Annotated in this window: 20 protein-coding genes; 12 read left to right on the top strand and 8 right to left on the bottom strand. The window is 70.4% G+C overall.

What is annotated here, in order from left to right:
• Nucleotides 1–170: 170 nt before the first annotated feature.
• A complete protein-coding gene (locus ACWER9_RS20495) occupies nucleotides 171–371 on the top strand; it encodes a helix-turn-helix transcriptional regulator (RefSeq protein WP_357594255.1) in 201 nt (66 codons plus the stop codon).
• 300 nt (nucleotides 372–671) lie between these two features.
• Here the strand turns inward: ACWER9_RS20495 and ACWER9_RS20490 are convergent, their stop codons facing one another.
• Both ACWER9_RS20490 and ACWER9_RS20485 read right to left on the bottom strand, forming a co-directional pair.
• Nucleotides 672–1,172: a hypothetical protein gene (locus tag ACWER9_RS20490; protein ID WP_452303337.1), complete on the bottom strand. Its 501-nt coding sequence runs from the start codon at nucleotides 1,170–1,172 to the stop codon at nucleotides 672–674.
• Between the two features lie 10 nt (nucleotides 1,173–1,182).
• Nucleotides 1,183–1,668 carry a septum formation initiator gene (locus ACWER9_RS20485; RefSeq protein ID WP_452303336.1) on the bottom strand — a complete coding sequence of 162 codons (486 nt, stop codon included), beginning with the start codon at nucleotides 1,666–1,668 and terminating at the stop codon, nucleotides 1,183–1,185.
• 102 nt (nucleotides 1,669–1,770) lie between these two features.
• On the opposite strand from ACWER9_RS20485, the gene ACWER9_RS20480 reads away from it, so the two are divergent.
• Genes ACWER9_RS20480 through ACWER9_RS20470 form a run of 3 tightly spaced genes read left to right on the top strand, consistent with a single transcriptional unit; the run spans nucleotide 1,771 to nucleotide 4,335 of the window.
• The gene (locus tag ACWER9_RS20480) at nucleotides 1,771–2,466 is read left to right on the top strand and encodes a response regulator transcription factor (protein WP_452303335.1); all 696 of its coding nucleotides are present in this window, start codon (nucleotides 1,771–1,773) and stop codon (nucleotides 2,464–2,466) included.
• Nucleotides 2,463–3,752, top strand: coding sequence for an ATP-binding protein (locus ACWER9_RS20475; protein WP_452303334.1), 1,290 nt, complete (start codon nucleotides 2,463–2,465; stop codon nucleotides 3,750–3,752). The genes ACWER9_RS20480 and ACWER9_RS20475 overlap by 4 nt, the downstream gene beginning before the upstream one ends.
• Before the next feature lie 28 nt (nucleotides 3,753–3,780).
• On the top strand, nucleotides 3,781–4,335 hold the full coding sequence (locus ACWER9_RS20470; protein ID WP_452303333.1) for a DUF5872 domain-containing protein: 555 nt from the start codon (nucleotides 3,781–3,783) through the stop codon (nucleotides 4,333–4,335).
• A 79-nt stretch (nucleotides 4,336–4,414) separates the two neighbouring features.
• On the opposite strand, the gene ACWER9_RS20465 is transcribed toward ACWER9_RS20470, so the two are convergent.
• Nucleotides 4,415–5,296: a LysR substrate-binding domain-containing protein gene (locus tag ACWER9_RS20465; RefSeq protein WP_452303332.1), complete on the bottom strand. Its 882-nt coding sequence runs from the start codon at nucleotides 5,294–5,296 to the stop codon at nucleotides 4,415–4,417.
• Nucleotides 5,297–5,366: 70 nt separating this feature from the next.
• Here ACWER9_RS20465 and ACWER9_RS20460 point away from each other — a divergent pair, with 70 nt between their 5' ends.
• Nucleotides 5,367–5,849, top strand: coding sequence for a GNAT family N-acetyltransferase (locus ACWER9_RS20460; RefSeq protein WP_452303331.1), 483 nt, complete (start codon nucleotides 5,367–5,369; stop codon nucleotides 5,847–5,849).
• A gap of 166 nt (nucleotides 5,850–6,015) precedes the next feature.
• The gene (locus tag ACWER9_RS20455; RefSeq protein ID WP_452303330.1) at nucleotides 6,016–6,516 is read left to right on the top strand and encodes a PepSY domain-containing protein; all 501 of its coding nucleotides are present in this window, start codon (nucleotides 6,016–6,018) and stop codon (nucleotides 6,514–6,516) included.
• Between the two features lie 135 nt (nucleotides 6,517–6,651).
• Here ACWER9_RS20455 and ACWER9_RS20450 read toward each other — a convergent pair whose 3' ends face one another.
• The 4 genes from ACWER9_RS20450 to ACWER9_RS20435 all read right to left on the bottom strand — a co-directional run bounded on the left by ACWER9_RS20450 (nucleotide 6,652) and on the right by ACWER9_RS20435 (nucleotide 12,555).
• Nucleotides 6,652–8,580 (bottom strand): ABC transporter ATP-binding protein, encoded by a 1,929-nt coding sequence (locus ACWER9_RS20450; RefSeq protein WP_452303329.1) that lies wholly within the window; start codon nucleotides 8,578–8,580, stop codon nucleotides 6,652–6,654.
• Nucleotides 8,581–8,743: 163 nt separating this feature from the next.
• On the bottom strand, nucleotides 8,744–9,994 hold the full coding sequence (locus ACWER9_RS20445) for a DUF222 domain-containing protein (protein WP_452303328.1): 1,251 nt from the start codon (nucleotides 9,992–9,994) through the stop codon (nucleotides 8,744–8,746).
• 54 nt (nucleotides 9,995–10,048) lie between these two features.
• Complete coding sequence (locus ACWER9_RS20440) at nucleotides 10,049–11,110, bottom strand: transporter substrate-binding domain-containing protein (RefSeq protein WP_452303327.1); 1,062 nt, start codon at nucleotides 11,108–11,110, stop codon at nucleotides 10,049–10,051.
• Between the two features lie 152 nt (nucleotides 11,111–11,262).
• Nucleotides 11,263–12,555 carry a chitosanase gene (locus tag ACWER9_RS20435; protein WP_452303326.1) on the bottom strand — a complete coding sequence of 431 codons (1,293 nt, stop codon included), beginning with the start codon at nucleotides 12,553–12,555 and terminating at the stop codon, nucleotides 11,263–11,265.
• Nucleotides 12,556–12,738: 183 nt separating this feature from the next.
• Here ACWER9_RS20435 and ACWER9_RS20430 point away from each other — a divergent pair, with 183 nt between their 5' ends.
• Complete coding sequence (locus tag ACWER9_RS20430) at nucleotides 12,739–13,392, top strand: RNA polymerase sigma factor (RefSeq protein ID WP_452303325.1); 654 nt, start codon at nucleotides 12,739–12,741, stop codon at nucleotides 13,390–13,392.
• 125 nt (nucleotides 13,393–13,517) lie between these two features.
• Nucleotides 13,518–14,165, top strand: coding sequence for a hypothetical protein (locus ACWER9_RS20425; RefSeq protein WP_452303324.1), 648 nt, complete (start codon nucleotides 13,518–13,520; stop codon nucleotides 14,163–14,165).
• A 44-nt stretch (nucleotides 14,166–14,209) separates the two neighbouring features.
• Here ACWER9_RS20425 and ACWER9_RS20420 read toward each other — a convergent pair whose 3' ends face one another.
• Nucleotides 14,210–15,835, bottom strand: a complete 1,626-nt coding sequence (locus tag ACWER9_RS20420) for a glycoside hydrolase family 43 protein (protein ID WP_452303323.1) — start codon at nucleotides 15,833–15,835, stop codon at nucleotides 14,210–14,212.
• Between the two features lie 251 nt (nucleotides 15,836–16,086).
• Here ACWER9_RS20420 and ACWER9_RS20415 point away from each other — a divergent pair, with 251 nt between their 5' ends.
• From ACWER9_RS20415 to ACWER9_RS20400, 4 genes are all read left to right on the top strand, one after another.
• Nucleotides 16,087–17,379: an extracellular solute-binding protein gene (locus ACWER9_RS20415; protein ID WP_452303322.1), complete on the top strand. Its 1,293-nt coding sequence runs from the start codon at nucleotides 16,087–16,089 to the stop codon at nucleotides 17,377–17,379.
• Between the two features lie 49 nt (nucleotides 17,380–17,428).
• Nucleotides 17,429–18,427 carry a carbohydrate ABC transporter permease gene (locus tag ACWER9_RS20410; RefSeq protein ID WP_452303321.1) on the top strand — a complete coding sequence of 333 codons (999 nt, stop codon included), beginning with the start codon at nucleotides 17,429–17,431 and terminating at the stop codon, nucleotides 18,425–18,427.
• Nucleotides 18,424–19,263: a carbohydrate ABC transporter permease gene (locus tag ACWER9_RS20405; RefSeq protein WP_452303320.1), complete on the top strand. Its 840-nt coding sequence runs from the start codon at nucleotides 18,424–18,426 to the stop codon at nucleotides 19,261–19,263. Before ACWER9_RS20410 ends, ACWER9_RS20405 begins: the two co-directional genes overlap by 4 nt.
• Before the next feature lie 89 nt (nucleotides 19,264–19,352).
• The gene (locus ACWER9_RS20400; RefSeq protein ID WP_452303371.1) at nucleotides 19,353–20,336 is read left to right on the top strand and encodes a LacI family DNA-binding transcriptional regulator; all 984 of its coding nucleotides are present in this window, start codon (nucleotides 19,353–19,355) and stop codon (nucleotides 20,334–20,336) included.
• The last annotated feature ends 577 nt before the right edge of the window (nucleotides 20,337–20,913 follow it).

The following is a 20,913-nucleotide window of genomic DNA, read 5'->3' as shown; positions in this document are numbered from 1 at the left end:
CGGGTCCGTCGTCCATGGGCACGGCTCCACCTCCGCGAATGGGCAGGTCCGGCCACCGATCCCCGATCAGGTGACCGGACCGCTACAGGGATCAGCTTCCCTTGCAACGTGAGCACCGTCAAGGTTGGAAGTTGCAACGTGTGCCCGTAGCACGTGCATACGGTCAGGGCGTGAGACTCGTGGCGCTCTCCGACATCGCCGACATGCTCGGCGGTATTTCGCGCACCCGGACCACCGAGATCACGAACCGCCCCACCTTCCCGGCTCCGATCGACACGGTGGCCAGCGGCAAGGTCCGCGTCTGGGACCGCGCCGACGTAGAAGCGTGGATCAAGAAGTACCGGAAGAATCAGGCGCTGGGCGAAAGCTGAGACGGCCCGCAGCCCCGGCAGCAGTGCGGGCCGCTCGTCTTGGTGCCGTTAGGCTTGGCGAACTTCTCCAAGGCTTCCGAGATGTACCGCGCGTGCGTGCCAATCCCGATGTGTTCCTGATCCGCTAGGCTCTGCCGACGCCGTTGACCGCCTCGCGCAAGTACCGTTCTCGTCCCCTACGGAGAGCAGCGCGCGGGCACCCACTCGCTCTGGGAGCTGCGCGGCCCACGTCAGGAGGGCCGAGCCGTCGGGCGCGCAGCGGGAGATCGTGCGCAGCTGGCACCTGGTCAGACGACGAGGTCAGTCGTCGGCGGCCACGATCTGGGTCAGGGTGCGGTTCACCCGGTCGATGAGCAGGAACTCGTGAAACTCGTTGTGTACGCCGCCCCAGTCATGAAAGGCCGCTGAACCGAGTTCGCGCAGCCGGTACACGCGATCGGCGACAGGTAAGGGCTGGTACACCTCACGCTGCAGTTCGGGTCGCAGGTGCGCGGGTGCGGGAGCGAACTGCTCGGCCCAGGCCCGCAGGCACCGCTCGGCGGTCTCGGCGTCGATCCGGTCGTAGCAGTCCGGCGTGATCCCATCACGCCAGTACGGGCCATGTCGCTCCGGATCACCGCCGGGCTCGGGCCCGGTGGCGTAGTTGTCGCCGAACCACTCGTGGCTGATCAGCGCGGCGACGAGGATGTCGTCGGGCACGTCCGTCTCCGGCAACTCGAAGCGGTTGACGTGCACCCACTGGAACGTCTGGTTGGCGAAGTTGAGAAAGACATGACCGGCGTGCGCGAGCGTGACCGTCATCGCAGCCCTGTCAGTCGTCGGCGACCGACACCGGCTCCGAGCCGATGCAGCGCACCTTCAACTCGTACTCCCGGGTCGCGCCCTGGAACGTGACCTCGACGTCGTCGTCCGGGCCTCGGTCCACGTCGCGGACCCGGTAACCCTGCGCGGGCGCCCAGGAGACGAGGCGTACGCCGCCGGGGCCGCACTCGGCGACGGCCGTACCGCCGTCGGTGGCGAACCCCCGGCGGGCCCCGGCGCTGCCGCTCGGCGCGGCGCTCGTCGGTCCCGGCGCGGTGCTCGTCGGTCCCGGCGCGGCCGGAGCGGTGCCCGGCCCGCCAGCGGGCGTCGGCTCGGGTGCGGCGAGAGCCCGCTCGATCTCGGCCTCGCTGCGCACCCCGCCCGGGGTGCCGGTGAGGCTCTCGCCCACCAACCGGATCGCGCCGACGCCGATCAGGGTGGCGATGGCGGCGGTGGCCACCCACCCGGTGGCGACGAGGATCGAACGACGGCCCATCACCCGACTATCCCCGATCCGTCCTTGTCGTTGGCACAACCCGATGCTAAGGCGTGGTTAACGTGCGCCTCGCTGCCGGTGGCAGCGGTTAGCCTGCCAGCTGTGGCCCGCCTGTTGCTCATCGAGGACGACCTGACCATCCGTACCCCGCTGATCCGGGCCCTGCGTGAACGCGGCCACGCGGTCGCTGCGGCCTCGACCGCGATGGCCGGGCTCCGCGACGCGCTCGAGGACCGGCCCGACCTCGTCGTGCTCGACCTTGGCCTGCCCGACCTGGACGGTCGCGAGCTGCTGCGGATGCTGCGCGCGGTCAGCTCGGTGCCGGTCATCGTGGCCACCGCGCGCGACGACGAGACCGAGATCGTGCGGGTGCTCGACGCGGGCGCCGACGACTACGTGGTCAAGCCGTTCACCGCGGCGCAGCTCGACGCCCGCGCCCGGGCGGTGTTGCGGCGCGGTCCGTCCGGCGCCGACGGGCAGGACCCGACGCTCGTCGTCGGTGGGCTCCGCGTCGACCCCCGAGCCCGGCAGGTCACCCTCGACGGGACGGTGGTCGAGCTGACGCCCCGCGAGTTCGACCTGCTGCACCACCTCGCCGGCCGACCCGGCCAGGTGGTCACCAAACGTGAGTTGCTCACGGAGGTGTGGCAGATCCCCTACGGGGGTGCCGACAAGACCGTCGACGTGCACCTGTCGTGGTTACGCCGCAAGCTGGGGGAGAACGCCCAGCAGCCTCGCTACCTGCACACCGTGCGGGGTGTCGGGGTACGTCTCGAAGCCCCGGCGGCGCAGCCGTGAGGGCACGTCTCGCGCTGCTCGTCGCCGCGGTGAGCGTCCTGACCCTCGTCGCGTTCCTGGTGCCGTTGGCGCTGCTGGTGCGCACCGTCGCCGAGGACCGGGCCACGGTCCGGGCCACCGCCGACGCGCAGAGCCTGGTGCCGGTGGTCGGCACCGCCGACGCGGCGACCATCCGGCTCACCGTCGAGCAACTCGCCGCCGAGTCCGGTCGACAGGTGAGCGTCTTCCTGCCCGACGGCACGGTGCTGGGCGCCCAGACACCGCGTACGCCGGCGGTGGCCCTTGCCGCGCGCGGACAGAGCCTCACCGGCGAGTCGGCGGCCGGCCGGGAGGTCGTCATCGCCGTGCAGGGGCGGGCGGACGGCACCGGGGTCATCCGGATCGCGGTGCCGCAGCACGAGCTGACCGCCGGGGTCACCCGGGCCTGGCTGGTGCTGGCCCTGCTCGGCGTGATCCTGGTGCTGATCGGGCTGCTGGTCGCCGACCGGCTGGCGCGCACCCTGGTCCGGCCGATCAGCGACCTCTCGGCCGTCTCGCACCGGCTGGCCAACGCGGAGCTGGATGCCCGGGTCACGCCGGCCGGCCCACCCGAACTGCGTGAGGTGGCCGGTGCGCTCAACCACCTCGCCAGCCGGATCCAGGTGCTCCTGGTGCAGGAGCGCGAACAGGTGGCCGACCTGTCGCACCAGCTGCGTACGCCGCTGACGGCGTTGCGGTTGGAGGCGGAGTCGTTGCGGGACCCGGACGACGCCGCCCGGATCACCACCGCGGCCGACGGTCTCGAACGCGCGGTCACCGGGCTGATCCGGCAGGCCCGGTGGCGGCACGCACCGGCGGCGCAACCGGCCTCCTCGGACGCGGCGACGATCGTCGCCGACCGGGTCGCGTTCTGGTCGGTGCTCGCCGAGGACACCGGCCGGGCCGTCACCCTCGACCTGACACCCGGCCCCCTCCCCGTCGGGGTGGCCGCCGACCACCTGACAGCGGCGGTGGACGCCCTGCTCGGCAACGTCTTCGCGCACACCCCGGACGGCACGCCGTTCGCCGTCCGGCTCGGCCGCGAGGCGGGCGAGGTGGTGCTCACCGTCGCTGACGAGGGCCCCGGCATGCCCGCCGGGGCGATCCGGCGGGGCGCCAGCGCGGCCGGATCCACGGGCCTCGGCCTGGACATCGCCAGGCGTGCCGCCCAGGCCGCCGGTGGCCGACTGGAGGTGGGGGCCGTCGCGGGAGGTGGTGCGCGCGTGCTGCTCCGGCTCGGGCCGCCGACGTCGCCGCAGGAGGCATAGCCGCTGCGGCGCCGGGTAGCTGCCAGTCATGGCACGGTATACGAAACCCGAGCTCAGAGAGCAGATCAAGGAAGAGATCCAAGCCTCCGACAAGGGGGGCAAGCCGGGGCAGTGGTCGGCGCGCAAGTCACAGCTGGTCACTCAGGAGTACAAGCGGCGCGGCGGCGGATTCCTGGGCCAAAAGGACGAACGGCAGAAGGCGCTCCAGCGCTGGGGCAACGAGAAGTGGCAGACGAAGGAGGGCGACACCCGTGCCCGCAAGAACGGCACGACGAGTCGCTACCTGCCCAAGAAGGCCTGGGACGAGATGTCGGAGAGCCAGAAGCAGGCGACCGACACGAAGAAGCGCGAAGCCTCCCGAACGGGCAAGCAGTACGTCGCCAACACCGGCCCGGCCAAACGAGCACGCCGGGATGCCACCACCGCCGGACGGATGTCGGAGATGTCGGTCGCGGAGGCGGCCAAACTGGTCCGAGGCCTCGACACCCGACAGCTCAAGACCGCGCTGCGCAACGAGCGCGCCAGCAAGGACCGCAAGACGCTCGTCCAGCGGTTGGAAGCGGAACTCAACCGGCGCGGTTAGCCGGGTTACCTGTGGACCCGCCACTCCCGTGCCGCGGAGGCTGCCCCGTACGGTCGAGGCCGGTCGCGCGCCGTCGAGGTCAGGGCGCCTGCCCCGCAGCTCCGAAGCCTGTCGAGGTGATCCGGTCGTCATCCCGGCGGCGCAGGATCCGCATCTCGGTGGTGGCCCCGGTGCCGGTCAACGGCACTACCGCCACCGGCGGGGGCACCACGGCGGAGATGCTCGCCGGCGCGATCGTCACTCCGAGGCCGGCCGCGACCAGGTGCGCCACAGTGGTCCAACTGCTGCCGACCTGGACGACGCGCGGTGTGTAGCCGGCATCCAGGCACGGCCGGAGGTTGCGCTGGTAGGCCCGCTCGCCGGCCACCCGGGGGATGAAGACGAACAGGTCGTCCCGCAGCAGCGCGGCGTCGATCGTGGGGTCTCCCGCGCGCGGGTGGTCGGCCGGCAGGACGGCCACGAAGGTCTCGGTGGCGAACGTGGTGCCGACCAGGTCGTCGTGGTCGTCCGGGTCCCGGACCACGCCGACATCGATCTCGCCGGTCGACAGCCGGTCGACGATCTGCGCCGTGAACGCCTCGTGCAGACGTAGGTGGACGGCCGGATGACACTCCCGGAACCGGCGGATCGGCCCGGCCAGCCCGAGCTGGATCGCCGAGCTGACGAAGCCGATGTCGAAGCGCCCCTGCTCCCCGCGCCCGATCCGGCCCGCCTCGTGTACGTCGTCGGCGACGGCGGCCAGCACCCGCCGGCATCGGACCAGGTACGCCTCACCCGCCGGAGTCAGCGCCACCGACCGGGAGGTACGAGCGAACAGCGGCGTACCGATCATCGCCTCGAGCTGGCGGATCTGCTGCGACAGCGGCGGCTGGGCCATCCGCAGCCGCGCCGCGGCCCGACCAAAGTGCAGCTCCTCGGCAACCGCGACGAAGTACCGCAGATGGCGCAGCTCAGGATCCATACGCCAAGGATACGAATCGCTCGGAACAAGATATTGGACGTTCGGTTGGCGGGGGCCAGAGAATCGAACCATGAATCCGAGCACGCTGACCGTGACGTCCATGACGACCGCCGAGGAGGCCACGGCCTTCCGGACGTTGAACGAAGAATGGATCTCCCACTTCTTCGCCGCCCTGGAGGAGTCCGACCACAAGACGCTCGACGACCCGTTCACATCCATCGTCGACCCGGGTGGCGACGTGCTGATCGTCCGGGACGGCCGGGAGATCGTCGGCTGTGCCGCGGTAGTCCGCAGCTCGGCGGAGGTCTTCGAGTTGTCGAAGATGGCGGTCATGCCGGCGGCCCGCGGCCGGGGCATCGGACGCCAGCTCATCCAGGCGGCGATCGCGCGCGCCCGCCAGCTCGGCGCGACCACCCTGTTCCTGGGCAGCAACAGCAAGCTTGCGAACGCCGTGCACCTCTACGAAAACGTCGGTTTCCAGCACGTCAGTCCGGAACAGATCCCGCTGGCGCCGTACGAGCGCGCCAACGTTTTCATGCGGATGGCGCTCTGACTCGTTCGTGCCGGGCGATGCTCTGCGAGCTCAGCGCAGGCCGACGTCATCGGTTGCCCGGCTCGGCACCAGCCGGCTTAACCCGGCCTTAGCGTTCGGACAGCGCGGTGCTATCCCGATCTGACCGATCCTCGGAGTCGACAACCGAGGAAAGGTGGACACCACGATGAAGCGCACCAATCTGCTTCTGGCGTCGGTCGGCGGGTCGGCGGTGCTGGCGGTGGCCGGGGTCGCGCTCGGCGTCAACGCCGCGAACGACTCACGCACCGGCGGCACCGCGCTCGCCGCGGCGACCGTCGCGCCGCCGACCGCCACCGTCGCACCGGACACCACCGGTTCGCCGTCGGCCGGCACCCCGTCGGGTACGCCGTCGGCCGGCACGCCGTCCGGTACGCCGTCGACCGGCAGCGCGCCGGCGGGCAGCGCGGTCGACGAGAAGCGCGCCGGTGAGATTGCGCTCGCCAAGGCCGGTGGCGGTCAGATCGTCGAGGTCGAAGCCGAGCAGGAGAACGGCCGGCCGGTGTGGAGCGTCGAGATCGTCGCCGGTGACACCGAGCACGAGGTGGACGTCGACCGGGACAACGGTTCGGTGGTCAAGGCAGAGCAGGAGCCGGTCGACCACGACGACGACGCCGACGACAAGGACGACGACAACGACGACGACTGACCGGCCGCCGCCGCCCGCCCTTCCCGGGGCGGGCGGCGGTGCCGACTCCGCACGTACCCCCGTGACGCGCGGTGGTCGTACCCGTCCTTCGCGGACGGGCCGACCCCCGCGTTCGTCTGGGGTACGCGGGGACCGTCAGAGGGCGACGCGTTGCTCCTGGACCATCGGCTTCTCCTGGTCCGTCGGCTGGTCCTGGTCTGTCGGCTGTTCCTGGGCGAACTGGGTGCGGTACAGCTCGTGGTAGCGACCGCCGGCCGCGAGCAGGTCACCGTGACGCCCGCGCTCGACGATCCGTCCGTCTTCCACGACGAGGATCTGGTCGGCCGCCCGGATGGTGGAGAGCCGGTGCGCGATGACCACGCTCGTCCGGCCGGTCAGGGCTTCGGCGAGGGCGTCCTGCACCGCCGCCTCCGAGGTGGAGTCGAGATGCGCGGTGGCCTCGTCGAGGATGACCACGCGCGGACGGGCCAGCAGCAGTCGCGCGATGGTGAGCCGTTGCCGTTCCCCGCCGGACAGCCGGTAGCCGCGCTCGCCGACGACGGTGTCCAGTCCGTCGGGCAGCGAGCGGATCAGGTCGTCGAGTCGCGCCCGCCGGAGCACCTCCCACATCTCGTCCTCGGTCGCGTCCGGCCGGGCGAACGCCAGGTTGGCGCGGATGCTCTCGTGGAAGAGGTGCCCGTCCTGGGTCACCACGCCCAACGCCGTCCGGATCGACTCGGCGGACAGGTCGCGTACGTCGACGTCGGCGAGCTTCACCGTGCCGTCCTCGACGTCGTACAGCCTCGGCACGAGCTGCGCGATCGTCGACTTGCCCGCCCCGGAGGACCCGACGAGCGCCACCATCTGCCCTGCTTCGGCGCGGAACGACACCCCGTGCAGCACCTCCTCGCCGCCGCGGGTGTCGAGCTTCGCCACGTCCTCGAGGGACGCGAGCGACACCTTGTCCGCTGAGGGGTACCCGAACCGGACCCCGTCGAACTCGACAGCGACCGGCCCGTCCGGCAGGGGTCGGGCGTCGGACCTGTCGAGGATCAGCGGCTTGAGGTCGAGAACCTCGAACACCCGCTCGAAGCTCACCAGCGCGCTCATCACCTCGACCCGAGCACTGGCCAGCGAGGTCAACGGTGCGTAGAGCCGCGAGAGGAGCAGCGCGAGGGCCACCACCGTCCCGGCGTCCAGGCTGCCCCGCAGGGCGTAGAGGCCACCCAGCCCGTAGACCAGGGCCAACGCCAGCGAGCCGACCACGGTGAGCGCCGTGATGAAGACCCACTGGAGCATCGCGGCGCGGATGCCGATGTCTCGGACCCGACGTGCCCGTGCCGCGAACTCGGCGGACTCCTCGGCCGGCCGCCCGTACAGCTTGACAAGCGTGGCACCCGGCGCGGAGAACCGTTCTGTCATCCGGGTGCTCATGGCGGCGTTGTGTTCGGCCGCCTCGCGCTGCAACTGGGCGAGCCGCGAACCCATCCGCCGGGCCGGGAGGACGAAGATGGGCAGCAGGACGAGCGCCAGCAGCGTGATCTGCCAGGAGAAGGTGAGCATCACCGCCAACGTCAGCGCCAGCGTGACAGCGTTGCCCACCACACTCGACAGGGTGTCGCTGAACGCCCGCTGCGCACCGATGACGTCGTTGTTCAGCCGGCTGACCAGCGCACCGGTGCGGGTCCGGGTGAAGAACGCCACAGGCATGCGCTGAACGTGGTCGAAGACGGCAGTCCGCAGCTGGACGATCAACCCCTCACCGATGCTTGCGGAGAGGAACCGCGTCACCAGACCCAGCCCCGCCTCGGCGAGGGCGATCACGGCGATCAACACCGCCAACCGGATCACCACACCGCTGTCGGCGCCGTCGACGATCGCATCGACCACCCGGCCGGCGAGGATTGGCGCCGCGACCGTGAGAACCGCCGTCACCACACTCAGCAACAGGAATCTAATGATCAAGGCGCGGTGTGGCCGGGCGAACCGCGCGATCCGCTTCAGGGTCGCGCGGGACAGCGGTCGCTCGTCCTGCGCGTTCATCGCGTGGTGCAGGGACATCCACGCGGTAACTTCCATGCTCATTCGTTACCTCCGATACGGCAGGTTAGGACCTCACCCGAGCTTGAGGTCAAGCCGCCGCGCGAGGCTGCGGCCACGGGTTGTGCACAGCGGTCCTCGCCTGCGGTACGCATCGGCGTCGTCCACGACGACAGGTACCGCACTCCAGCACCACGGCGGGCTGCTCCTATGGTCGTCGGTGGTAGTGGTTGCGGCGGGGGAGTTGCTCGGGGTCGAGCCAGGCGGGCGGGACGAACTCGGCGTGCCCGTCGTTGCCGAGCCGGACGACCCAGTCGCTCTGGTGGACGTGTCGGTGGTGGTGGCCGCAGAGCAGGACGGCGTTGTCGAGGGTGGTCGGGCCGCCGTCGACCCAGTGGTGGATGTGGTGGGCCGCGCACCAGCGGGGTGGGCGGTCGCAGCCGGGGAAGGCACAGCCGCGGTCGCGCAGCACCAGGGCGCGGCGGAGCGGCCCGGTGATGAGTCGGCGTTGTCGGCCGACGTCGAGGACCTGGCCGGTGCCGCCGAGGACGGCGGGGAGGATGGTGGCGTCGCAGGCGAGTCGGCGCACCGTGCCTGGGCTGAGGGTGAGGCCGATGTCGAGCGCGCCGCTGGACAACTGCTGGGTCAGCCCGTCATAGCTGGTGGTGACGACGACCTGGGCAGGGTCGCCACCGCTGTCGGGCAGCTCACCGGCCCGCAGGGCGAGTCGGCACACGTCGGCGAGGGCGTCGTGGCGTCGTTGACCGGGGGACCGGGAGTCGTCCGACCCGGACGGGGCGGTCAGTGGGTCGATGGCGGCCCGCAGCAGGCCGGCGGCTTCGGCGTCGAGGGTGCCGCTGAGTCGGAGGCGCCCGTCGGTCTGCTCGGAGAGGGTGAAATGGCGGTCGCGGGCGACGCGGGCGGCTTCGGCCTCCAGGGCGGCGCGGGCGGCGGCGTCGGCCAGGTCGGGGGCGACGTGGTCGAGGATGCGGGTGGCGAGCTTGCGCAGGTGGGTGGGGTCGAACTGCCCAGCCCAGCCGACCAGGACACCGATCGCCCTGTCGGCGGTCTCGGCGTCGGCCGACCTGGCGACGGAGTCCATGGTGTCGGCGATGACCCGGGCGTGCTCCGGGCTGAGGGTGCCACCGGCCAGGGCTTGCCGGATGCCGGGGTGACCGGTCTCCACGGCGGTGGCGAGGTCGACAAGGCGGCGCGCGGCAGGGACGGTCAGCCGCAGACGTTCGCGCAGCCAGACCGTGGTGCAGGAGGCACCCTGAGCGCGTGCCGTGCCGCGGCCGTCCAGCTCACGGACCAGGGCGAGGGTGACGGCGGCGAGGCGTTGTTGAAGGCGGTGCGCGTCGTCGAGAGCGGTGATCAGGTCGCGCTCCGGAAGGGCCCAGACCGCGCCGTCGACACAGGCGGCGACTGCGTCGTCTGCCTGCGCCAACTCCTCGACCATGACCTGAGACTAGAACGGGTGTACGACATTGATGACCCGCTGTGGCAGGGCGGCTCAGTCGCAGAAGGTGGGATAGCCGTACATCGGTTTGCCCGACCGGTCGAGATAGGGCAGATGGCGGGCGGCTGCCCTGTCCCACTCCTGGTGCAAGAACAGGTCGATGTCCCGCCCGAGCGCCCGGCACAGCTTCTGGTTGCGTTTCGCCAGCCCTATTGCGTACAAGGCGTACTCGTGTTGCTTGAACAGGACGATGTCCCGCGGATTCAGACCTCGACGGACCGCCAGGCTGACGAGGACGGAGTGGTGCATGAAGACGGCATTGATCCGATCCTCGGGATCGAAGAGTCGGAGCATGCATTCCTGCAGGCTTGAAGCCTGCTCGAAGGTCACGCCCAGGTCGTCGGGTCGAGGGTAGGTTATCGGGAGCGCGCAACCGGTCAACTCGGCGGCCACGGCTGGCTTCTTGACCTTGCGCGCGGACAGGTAGATCCCGACTTTGTCCGCGTAGTAGGGGCCAGCGAACACGACTCTCGCATGTCGGGCCTCCGAGATCGTGTAATTTCCCACCACGAGATCGACCCGGTCCGAGTCCAAGGCCTCCGTCTGCTCTTCGGGATGCAGTTCCACGTACTGTGGCGTGAACCCGTGCCGGGCCTGCAGGTAGTCGATGAGTGCTATCTCGAAGCCTTCGTAACGTTCGCCGTTCTTCTCGCTCCATCCTGGAATCACGCCGGTGATGCCGATCCGCAAGGGACCGGAGAGCTTCTTCGCGGCGTCGTCCCGGTCAGATGGGAGGTGCAGAAGGATCGCGGCCAGTGTCGCGCAGAGCGTCACTCCGGCCAGCGTGGCGGCCGGCCAGTATCGCATCCGGTGGCCGCCTGCCGTCCGCGGCGGGCCGTCGGTTGGGGTTCCGCCCCGCACCGCGAGGATCCCGGCCATTGTCGCTACCACCGCTACTGGTAAGGCGAGAATGGTGGCGATGTCGGCGCCTTGTTCGGGTACCCGGGCGAGCAGGAAGGTTGCCACTGCGGTCAGCACTCCGACCGGAGTGATCCAGTAGAGATCACCACGGCGGAAGCGCTGTGTCCGTTGCGTGACTCTCTGACGTCCATCCACTACCGCAGGTTAAGCCAGGGCCGCCTCCCGCGCTGCTACGGAGAGGAGCGCGGCGACTGACGGAAACCGAACAGTTCCCGTTTGTCAGCCTCGGGCGGTCACGTGCGGGGTCGCCGGCACGAAGTGCCGACGACCCCGCCACCACCACCGAGCTAGCCGATGCGGAACTGGTCGCCGTAGACGGCGAACACCAGCGGCGTGTTCAGGTTGAAGTTGCCGTTGTTGAGGAACACCCGCTGGGCGGTGTCGACGCGGGAGGTGTCCGAGTGGGCCGCCTCCTTCTTCATCTCGATGACCCGCTCGTCGAGGAAGGCGTTGAGCCAGGTCCGCTCGTCGCCGCCCTGGGCCGGGGGCTTGGCGCGGGCCAGGGCCCGGTTGCGGATCTGGCGCATGCCCTCGTACCCGTGCATGACAGCCGCGTCGTAGTAGGCGAACTGACCGAGCGCCCGGACCTGGTCGTTCTTGCCGTCGCGGACCGACGGGTTGAAGTAGACCCGGTCCCGTTCGGCCTCCTGGGCGGCCTGGAAGACGGAGTCGGTGGCGGCGGTCCGCCAGTCGCGGGGGAAGTTCGGGTCGAGGCCCGAGTGTGACGGGGTGCCGTTGACGGCGCGCAGTGCCGGCAGGTAGCCGGCCAGGACGTTGTTGGGCTTGGTGTTCGTGTACGCCTGGACCAGTTCGAGCATGTCGCCGGTGCCGGAGCAGAAGCCGATGATGCCGGCGGTGTAGCCGCGCCCGTCGCCGATGTCCTCGATGTAGGAGAACTGCGCGCGCCAGTCGAGCGAGGAGTTCTCCGCGGCCGAGACGAGCTGCATGGCGACGTTCTTCTTCGTCGGGTCGTCGAGGTTGGTGCCGGCCGGGGCCGTGGTCGGAGGAGTGGTGGTGCCGCCGCCCGGCAGGGTCCACTGCTGGTTGCTCGTGCCGCCGCAGGTCCAGATCTGCAACCGGGCGCCGTTCGCGGTGCTCCGGTCGGTGACGTCGAGGCACTTGCCGGAGCCGGAGTTGACGAGCGCGCCGTTGCTGGCGGTCCACTTCTGGGCGCCGGTGCTGTTGCAGTCGTACAGCTGGATCTTGGCCCCGTTGGCTGTCGACGCGGCCGTGACGTCGAGGCACTTGCCGAGGGCGCGAATCGAGTTGTCGGTGTTGCCGACGGTCCACGTCTGGGCCGCGCTGCCGTTGCAGTCGTAGAGCTGCACGGCGGTGCCGTTCGCCGAGTTGGCGCCGGCCACGTCGATGCACTTGCCGCCGAGGCCGGTGATCGGGCCGGCGGTCGCGGCGCTCGCCGACGGCAGGCCGTAGCCGACGGCGGCGACGCCGACAAGCAGGGTGCCCACGACGTAGGCGGCTGTTCTCTTGTGAACCATGGTGTTCCTCGGGGACGGGGCGGCGGGCCGCCAACCGGTCGGTGACCCGGCGCGGCGTTCGGCCCCGGCGGGCACCGCGAGCATCAGGAAACTGTATTAACAGATACCAGTACGTCGATTCCCCGTCAATCGACGTCAGCGCGGCGTGACGGCACCTGTTCACCCTGTTGTTGGCGCCGCGTACCCGTCGGTGGCTATCGTCGGGCCGTAACTGATCAACGGGCCGGTCCGTCGGAACCAGCACCGTCCGACGGACAGAAGATGGTCATGGAGTCGAGTCTGCGTGCCCGGGTGCGAGCCGGTGATCCCGGTGCGTTCGCCGAACTGTTCGACACGTACGCGCGCTCGGTGTACAACCACGCGTTCCGGCTCACCGCCGACTGGGCCACGGCGGAGGACGTCATGGCCGCCACCTACCTGCAAGCCTGGCGGTCCCGGGAGCGGGTCACGGCGCTCCCGTCACCCGATGCGAGCGGCCCGGCCGCCCGGCCGGCGCCGCCGGGCCCGGCCGCCAAGAATCGTGGGTACGGCACGGTGCGTCACCTCACCGACTCGGCCGACCTGGTGGTCCGGGGCGAGGTGGCGTCGGTGGCGGACGGACGGGCGGTCTACCGGGTGGCCGAGGTGCTCTACCGCGCCCCGGAGGCCCGCGTCTCCACCCAGATCACGGTGGCGGCCGAGGTGGCCGGGAGCGCCGGCCAGCCGAGCGTCCTCTACCTGGGACTCGCCGACCCGGCTACGGGCGTCTACCGCCCGCTCGGCGGCGACGTCGGAATCTTCGACCTTGCCGGGGAGACGGCCACCAGCCGGTCACCGGCGATGTCGGTCACCGGCCTGCGCACCGAGGACGCCACCGGGACGGGCCGCGCGTTCGTCACCACGCTTGCCGAGCTTCGTCGGCTCGCCGACGAGCGCCGCTGAGCCCGAAGCAACCAGCTCGGAAAAGAATGGAACTCGGTGCCGGAGACGCACAGATAGAGAGCGTAAGCAGTGCCGCGTTCCGAGCGAGACGACCCGGGACGGCACCGAGACGCGAGGAGCGTTCCATGGCAGTCGACCTTCGCCGTACCCGGTCTCTGGGGGTCACGGCCGCCGCCGTGCTCGCCGTGGCCGCGTTGTCCGCCTGCGGCAGCGGCGGCGGTGCCGGCCCGGCCGCCGCACCGAGCAGCGCCGCACCGAGCAGCGCCGCACCGAGCAGCGCCGCACCGAGCAGCGCCGCCACGCCGACCGACGTGGCGCCCCCGCCGGTCAAGGGCAAGCTGCGCGGGTACGGCACCGTGCGGCAGCTCAGCGAGACCGCGGATCTGGTGGTACGCGGCGAGGTCGAGGCCGCCGGGTTCCGGGTCGACGAGGTCCTGCGCGCGACGTCCGGGTCGACGGTGCGGGCCGGGTCGAGGATCACGCTCGCCGCGCTGCCCACAGGTGTGCCCGACATGGCGCACATGTCGACGCTCAAGGCAGGTCAGGTCGTGGTGCTCTACCTCGCGCAGGACCCGGCTGGCCCGACGTTCCGGACGCTCAGCGGCGACTTCGGTGTGTTCGACCTCGACGGCTCCGGTGCGGAGGCCGTCGCCACCACCCGCTCGCAGACCATGGCCGTCAGCGGCCTGCTCGCCGAGGACCCGACCGCGGCCGGTCACGGTCTCCGCACCACCCTGGGTCAACTGCGTGTGGTCGCCGCCCAGGTCAAGTAGGACGAGTGGACCGCGGACGGCGCCCTCCGGTGCCGTCCGCGTGGTCACTGCTCCCGGTAGGTGGCCAGGTCGAAGTCCGCGTACACGCCGTCGCTGCCCAGATCCTGTACCCACAGGCCGAGGAAGGCCCCGGTGAAGCCCCACGCCGCCGGCTCACCGTCGATGATCAGCGCGGCGTGCTCGTCGGACAGGATTGTCGCGTCCAGCTCGGCAGGCAGCCGCTGCCAACCAGCCCCGAGGTCGTAGTCGAAGCGCACCGCCGGCCCGTCGAAGACGGCCCGCAGGCCGACCCGGGTGACGCCGCCGACATCGACGGTCAGGTCGGGGTACGCGGTGCGCCGCCCGTTGTCGGAGCTGAGCAGTTCCAGCACCGTCCGCCCGTCGTCGGCGCGGGTCAGGTAGAGGTGGTGCCAGTTCAGGGTGTTGTAGTAGGCGGTGATCCCGGCGAGCTGTCGGTGGTCGGCCGGTGCGAACTCCACCACCGTCTCCAGCGAGCACTCCATCGCGCCGACACGTCGCCCCACCAGGCTTGGTGCCTGTCGACCAACCGGCGACTGCCCGCCGTGCACCCGCAGGTACGACGGGCGGGTGTGCAGGTCGACCCAGTCCGGGGTGGCCGGGCGGCGCAGCGTCGACCAGCACCGGCCCAGCTCGGGGGCGTCGAAGTGGTCTGTCTCCGGTTCGGCCGGCCACGGGTGCGCGGGCAGGTCGGGTGCGACGACCTCGTCCGCTGGCACTCCGGCGTCGATCCGCGGCCAGTCGTCCGAGGGCCACTCGACCCGCTGGATCGCGGTCTCCCGCCCCAGCACGCAGTTGCCGAGCGGCGAGTACGGGCGGCCGACCAGGTGGGCCAGGTACCACTCGCCGTTCTGCGTACGGACCAGGCTGCCGTGCCCCGCCTTCTGCAACCGCAGGTCGGGCCGCCCGAAGGAGGTGAGCAGCGGCCCGTCCGGGTCCACCTCGTACGGCCCGAACAGCTCCCGGGACCGCGCCACGGTGACCTGGTGCTCCCAACTGGTGCCGCCCTCGGCGGTGATCAGCCAGTACCAGCCGTCGTGGCGGTACAGGTGTGGACCCTCGGTGAGCCCGACCGGAGAGCCGGTGAACAGGATGCGAGGGCTGCCGACCAGACGACGTGCGGCGCGGTCGTACTGCTGGATCTCGATGCCACCGAAGCGGTCGCGGCCGGGTCGCCAGTCCGCGCTCATGCCCAGCAGCCACGTGGTGCCGTCGTCGTCGTGGAACAGCGACGCGTCGAACCCGCGCCCGTGCAGTTTCACCGGGTCGGACCAGGGGCCGGCGATGTCCTCGGCGGTGACCACGAAGTTCTGCGGGTCCCAGTAACCGCTGGCGAAGCTGGCCACGTCGCTGTAGACGAGGTGGAACTGGCCGTCGTGGTACGTCAGGTCGGGCGCCCACACCCCGTTGGAGTCGCCGCACCCCCGCAGGTCGAGCAGGCGTCGGTCGGTGATGATCCCACCGAGGCTGCGCCAGTTCACCAGATCGCGCGAGTGGTGCACGAGGACCCCCGGATACCACTCGAAGGTCGAGGTGGCCAGGTAGTAGTCGTCGCCGACGCGCAGGATCGACGGGTCCGGGTGGAACCCGGCGAGGACGGGATTGCGGATCGACCGGGTAGCGGTCGCCACGTTAGCGATGTCGGTCGACACGAGAGCTCCTCTGGACGGGCTGTCTGGAACTTCCGGAAAATCGTGGTCCCGGATCACTGCAAGCCCTGCCTACGCTAGCCGGTCTTATCGCAATAGGACAGAGGTCTTGACCGCTGGGACGACAGCTCGTAGCGTGCCGGCCATCGATGGACATTACCGGCTAAGCGTTGAAAGTTTCGGAGATCCATAGATCTTCATCACCGGCTTGGGCGGTATCCGAGCAAGCCCGTGAGCCCCCGAAGGGATAGATCATGACTACGCACCTTTCCCGCCGAACGCTGCTCGGCCTTGCCGGCGCCGGTGCCGGCGCCTACCTGCTGAGCGCCTGCGGCGACGACGAGTCCAGCGACCCGAACGCTCCGCAGACCATCAACTGGTGGCACATCCAGAACACCGAGCCGATGCTCCCGGTCTGGGCGGCGCTGGCCACCGAGTACAAGGCCGCACACTCGAACGTCACGCTCGACATCCAGCCCCTGGAGAACGAGGCGTTCAAAGCCAAACTCACCACCGCCACCCAGGCCGGTGACCCACCCGACCTCTTCCAGTCCTGGGGTGGCGGCGTGCTCAAACAGCAGGTGGACGCTGGGCTGGTCAAGGACATCACCGACGACGTGAAGCCGTGGATCGGCGGGCTGCTGCCCGCAGCCATGGAGCCGTACACGATCGACGGCAAGATCTACGGCGTTCCGTTCGACATCGGCATGGTCGGTTTCTGGTACAACAAGGACCTCTTCACCCGTGCCGGCGTCACCGCCGCGCCCACCACCTGGGCGGGCCTGCTCGACGCGGTCCGCAAGCTCAAGACCGCCGGCATCACCCCGATCGCCCTGGCCGGCAAGGACAAGTGGCCGGGCCACTACTACTGGTCCTACCTCGTGATGCGCATCGGCGGGGTGGGCGCGCTGCAGAAGGCGGTCGACGACAAGAACTTCGACTCGCCCGACTTCGTCGCCGCCGGAGACCGGCTGAAGGAACTCGTCGACCTTCAGCCGTTCCAGAAGGGGTTCCTCGGCGCGGCGTACGGCACCCCAGACGGGCAGGCCGCCGCCATGGGCAACGGCGGGGCGGCAATGGAGCTGATGGGGCAGTGGGCGCCGGCGGTGCAGGCCTCCAGCTCCACGAGCAAGAAGGGCCTCGGCGACAAGGTCGGCTTCTTCCCCTTCCCCACCGTCGACGGTGGAAAGGGCGCCATGACGGAGGTGTTCGGCGGTGGCAACGGCTTCGCCATCGGCAAGGACGCCCCGGCGGCCACCGCCGACTTCCTGAAGTTCCTGCTCAGCGCGGACAACCAGCGCAAGTCCGCGCAGACCGGGGCAGTGCTGCCCACGGTCAAGGAGGCCGCGTCCGCCATCCCCGACGCCAACGGCAAACTCCTCGCGGAGACCCTGGCCGGCTACGCCGGCTTCCAGCTCTACCTCGACCAGGCGTACGCGCCGGCGCTCGGCTCGCAGATCAACGACAGCGTCGCCGAGTTGGTCGCCGGCAACAAGTCGCCCGCGCAGATCGTCAAGGACATCACCCAGGTCGCGAAGACCGTCTGACCGCGAGCACCCATCCAGCCGTAGCCGGCGAATCCCCTGTGGAGTAGGCATGACCAGGCCATCGACCGTGTCGGACACCAGGCACGGCGACCCGGCGACGGACCCGCCAGCACCGGGGCCGGGCGTCGCGCGACAGCGTGGCCGCCAGCCCCGGCCGGGCCGCCGCGGCGTCCTCGCCATCTTCCTCGCTCCAGCCCTGGTGCTGTTCCTGCTGCTGGTCGTCGCTCCCATCCTGGTGGCCAGCTACGCCAGCCTCTACAAGTGGAACGGCTTCGGCCTGCCGGAGAACTTCATCGGGCTGGACAACTACACCCGCGCCTTCCAGGATCCGACCTTCCGGGGCGACCTGTGGCGCGGTCTCGTGCTGGTGCTGCTGTCTCTGTTCGTGCAACTGCCCGCGGCGTTGGCCCTGGCCATGCTGCTCAACCAGCCGGTGCGGGGGCGGGCCGCCTACCGGCTGATCTTCTTCGCGCCGTACGTGCTCTCCGAGGTCACCACGGCCGTTCTGTTCACCCTGGTCCTATCGCCGAACCGGGGTTTCGGCGACGCGATCGCGACGTGGTTGAGCGCCGACGCCGGCGCGGTCTTCGCCGACCCGGACACCGTGCTGTACGCCGTCTTCCTCGTGGTGTCCTGGAAGTACTTCGGCCTCTACATGATGCTCTTCCTCGCCGCCCGGCAGGGCATTCCCAAGGAGTTGTCCGAGGCGGCGGTCACCGACGGCGCCAGCGCCTGGCAGGCGTTCCGGCACGTCACCCTGCCGCTGCTCGGGCCGACGATCCGGATCAGCGTGTTCCTGTCGGTCATCGGCACCATCCAACTGTTCGACATGGTCTGGGTGCTCACCGGCGGCGGGCCGATCCACTCCTCGGAGACCATGGCCGTGACGATGTACGAGTACGGCTTCCGCCGGTTCGAGGTCGGCTACGCCAGCGCGATCAGCATCGTGATGTTCCTGCTGAGCCTCGTCTTCGCCCTCTTCTACCAGCGCATCGTCCTCCGTCGTGACACCGCCGGCGCGATCACCAACCAGGGAGGCCAGCTATGACCGGCACGGTGAACCGCGCCCGGCCGACCCGCGGCCTCGTGCTGCACCTCGTCTGCGTCGTCGTCGGAGCGCTCATCGTCGTACCCGTCTGGTTCGGCGTGCTCGGCGGGTTCAAGGACAACGGCCAGCTCTCCACCAACCCGCTGGGCATGCCCGACCCGTGGGTGCCGTCGAACTACACCGACATCCTGGCCTCCGGGGTGTTCTGGCGGCAGCTCGGCAACAGCCTTCTCATCGCCGCGACAAGCACCTTCATCGTGGTCGGCGCGGCGGCGTTGGCGGCGTTCGTCTTCGCCCGGTACGCCTTCCGGGGCCGCGAGTTCCTGGTGACCCTGTTCGCGATCGGCCTGATGTTCCCGTTCGCGGTGGCGATCCTGCCGCTGTTCGTCCTGCTGCGCGGGCTGGGCCTGCTGGACAACCCGCTCGGCGTCATCCTGCCGCAGGCGGCCTTCGGGCTGCCGATCACCATCATCATCCTGCGCCAGTTCTTCCGCACCATCCCGGCCGAGGTCGAGGAGGCCGCCGTTCTCGACGGCTGCGGCCCCTTCGGCTTCTTCTGGCGGGTGCTGCTGCCGATGGCCCGTCCGGCCCTGGCCACCGTGTCGGTGCTGGCGGTCGTGACCAGTTGGAACAACTTCATGCTCCCGTTGGTGGTCTTCACCGACCAGAGCTGGTGGACCCTGCCCGTCGGGGTCCAGGCATTCCAGGGCCAGTACACCGCCGACAGCGCACGGGTGCTCGCCTATGTGGTGCTGTCCATGCTGCCGGCCCTGGGCTTCTACGCGGTGGCCGAACGGCAACTCATCGGCGGTCTCACCGGCAGCGTCAAGGGATGACAGCGCACCACCGCGAGCAGACCCGAGGTTTCCAGCAGGACGCAGGGGGGACAGTGGGCACGGAGAACGGCCGGAACGTCACCATCGCCATGATCGCACGGTTGGCCGGAGTCTCCGTGCCCACCGTCTCCCGGGTCATCAACGGCCGTTCCGACGTCGCAGCGGACACCCGGGAACGTGTCGAGGCGCTGCTCAACCGGCACGGCTACCGCCGCCGGTCACCGACCCGGCGCACCGAAGCCGCCCTCATCGACCTGGTCTTCAACGACCTGGACAGCCCGTGGGCCGTCGAGATCATCCGCGGGGTGGAGGACGTCGGCCAGACCAGCGGCGTCGGCACCGTCGTGTCGGCCATCCACTGGCGCATCTCCTCGGCCAAGCAGTGGCTCGACAACATGCGTACGCGCTCCACCGAGGGAATCATCTTTGTGACCTCGATGGTGAACCCACCGTTGCAGGCCGAGCTGCGCCGGCTGCACCTACCTGTCGTCATCATCGACCCGGCCGGGGTCGACCCGCAGGAGTCACCGACCATCGGCGCCACCAACTGGGCGGGCAGCCTCAGCGCCAACCAGTACCTGCTCAGCCTCGGCCACCGCCGCATCGGCTTCATCGCCGGCCCGCCGCACCTGATGTGCAGCCGGGCCCGGATGGACGGCTATCGCGCCGCCCTCGGCGCCGCCGGAATCCCCATCGACGACGCCCTGATCCGCCCCGGAAACTTCTACCACGAGTCCGGGTTCACCGCGGGTACGCAGTTGCTGGCCCTGCCCGACCCACCCACCGCCATCTGCGCCTCCAGCGACCAGATGGCCCTCGGCGTCTACGAGGCGGTCCGCAAACGAGGCCTACGGGTGCCCGACGACGTCAGCGTGGTCGGCTTCGACGACCTGCCGGAGGTGCGGTGGTGCTCCCCACCGCTGACCACCGTCCGTCAACCCCTGGCCGAGATGGGCATGCTTGCCGCGCGTACCGTGCTGCGCCTCGCCGGCGGCGAGCGGACCGAGAGCCCACGGGTCGAGCTGGCCACCGAACTCATCGTCCGCGACAGCGCCGCACCACCACGGTCGTGACCCTTCCCCGCGCCCTGGGGAGACCGCTTCCGCCGGCGGTCACGGCCCCGTCGGCGTCCGAGTGGGCCGTCCTGACCAGTGGGCGAAGACCGTTGTCTATGGACAATCGCTCACTGTTAACGCTAACGTGACGGACAGTCGTCGTTACTCGAACGACCTCGGGCCGTGGTGACGGAGCTGTCACACCGACCCGAGCCGTGGCGGACGACGATCGTGGCGTGGGGCGGGTGGCACGTGGCCGGCGCGAGACGGCCCGAGACCACCACCGGGCGACCCGCACGCCGCGCGGCCGAGGCATGAACGGCCATCGGAAACCCAGGGCGTCGCAGCGGCGGCACAGTCGTGCGACGACACCGGCCCGCCCACCTGCCCAGCGCACGCCGCTGAGCGGGGGCGCACACCCGGGCCGCCCTGACGACAACCGTCGGCCCCAGACCTGGCCGCCGGGTCGCGTCCCGCTGTTCGGAGTCCGGGCCCGAGCAGCGGGACGCCAGCCGGCCCGGGCCGGGGGGCGGGGGGCGCCGCGGGCCGTTGGGGGCGCGATCGGTAATGCCCACCGCTGAACTAAAGTCACACC

The sequence above is a fragment of the Micromonospora sp. NPDC003944 genome, from assembly GCF_053605225.1.
This window is presented reverse-complemented; position numbering and strand designations above follow the sequence as displayed.

Bases quoted from the DNA above. Each gene is read 5' to 3' on its own strand.
- ACWER9_RS20460 (WP_452303331.1), top strand. From the start codon at position 5,367: ATGAATCCGAGCACGCTGACCGTGACGTCCATGACGACCGCCGAGGAG.
- ACWER9_RS20430 (WP_452303325.1), top strand. From the start codon at position 12,739: ATGGAGTCGAGTCTGCGTGCCCGGGTGCGAGCCGGTGATCCCGGTGCG.
- ACWER9_RS20455 (WP_452303330.1), top strand. From the start codon at position 6,016: ATGAAGCGCACCAATCTGCTTCTGGCGTCGGTCGGCGGGTCGGCGGTG.
- ACWER9_RS20405 (WP_452303320.1), top strand. From the start codon at position 18,424: ATGACCGGCACGGTGAACCGCGCCCGGCCGACCCGCGGCCTCGTGCTG.
- ACWER9_RS20410 (WP_452303321.1), top strand. From the start codon at position 17,429: ATGACCAGGCCATCGACCGTGTCGGACACCAGGCACGGCGACCCGGCG.
- ACWER9_RS20470 (WP_452303333.1), top strand. From the start codon at position 3,781: ATGGCACGGTATACGAAACCCGAGCTCAGAGAGCAGATCAAGGAAGAG.
- ACWER9_RS20445 (WP_452303328.1), bottom strand. From the start codon at position 9,994: ATGGTCGAGGAGTTGGCGCAGGCAGACGACGCAGTCGCCGCCTGTGTC.
- ACWER9_RS20490 (WP_452303337.1), bottom strand. From the start codon at position 1,172: ATGACGGTCACGCTCGCGCACGCCGGTCATGTCTTTCTCAACTTCGCC.
- ACWER9_RS20400 (WP_452303371.1), top strand. From the start codon at position 19,353: ATGATCGCACGGTTGGCCGGAGTCTCCGTGCCCACCGTCTCCCGGGTC.
- ACWER9_RS20435 (WP_452303326.1), bottom strand. From the start codon at position 12,555: ATGCTCGCGGTGCCCGCCGGGGCCGAACGCCGCGCCGGGTCACCGACC.
- ACWER9_RS20450 (WP_452303329.1), bottom strand. From the start codon at position 8,580: ATGAGCATGGAAGTTACCGCGTGGATGTCCCTGCACCACGCGATGAAC.
- ACWER9_RS20415 (WP_452303322.1), top strand. From the start codon at position 16,087: ATGACTACGCACCTTTCCCGCCGAACGCTGCTCGGCCTTGCCGGCGCC.
- ACWER9_RS20465 (WP_452303332.1), bottom strand. From the start codon at position 5,296: ATGGATCCTGAGCTGCGCCATCTGCGGTACTTCGTCGCGGTTGCCGAG.
- ACWER9_RS20485 (WP_452303336.1), bottom strand. From the start codon at position 1,668: ATGGGCCGTCGTTCGATCCTCGTCGCCACCGGGTGGGTGGCCACCGCC.
- ACWER9_RS20425 (WP_452303324.1), top strand. From the start codon at position 13,518: ATGGCAGTCGACCTTCGCCGTACCCGGTCTCTGGGGGTCACGGCCGCC.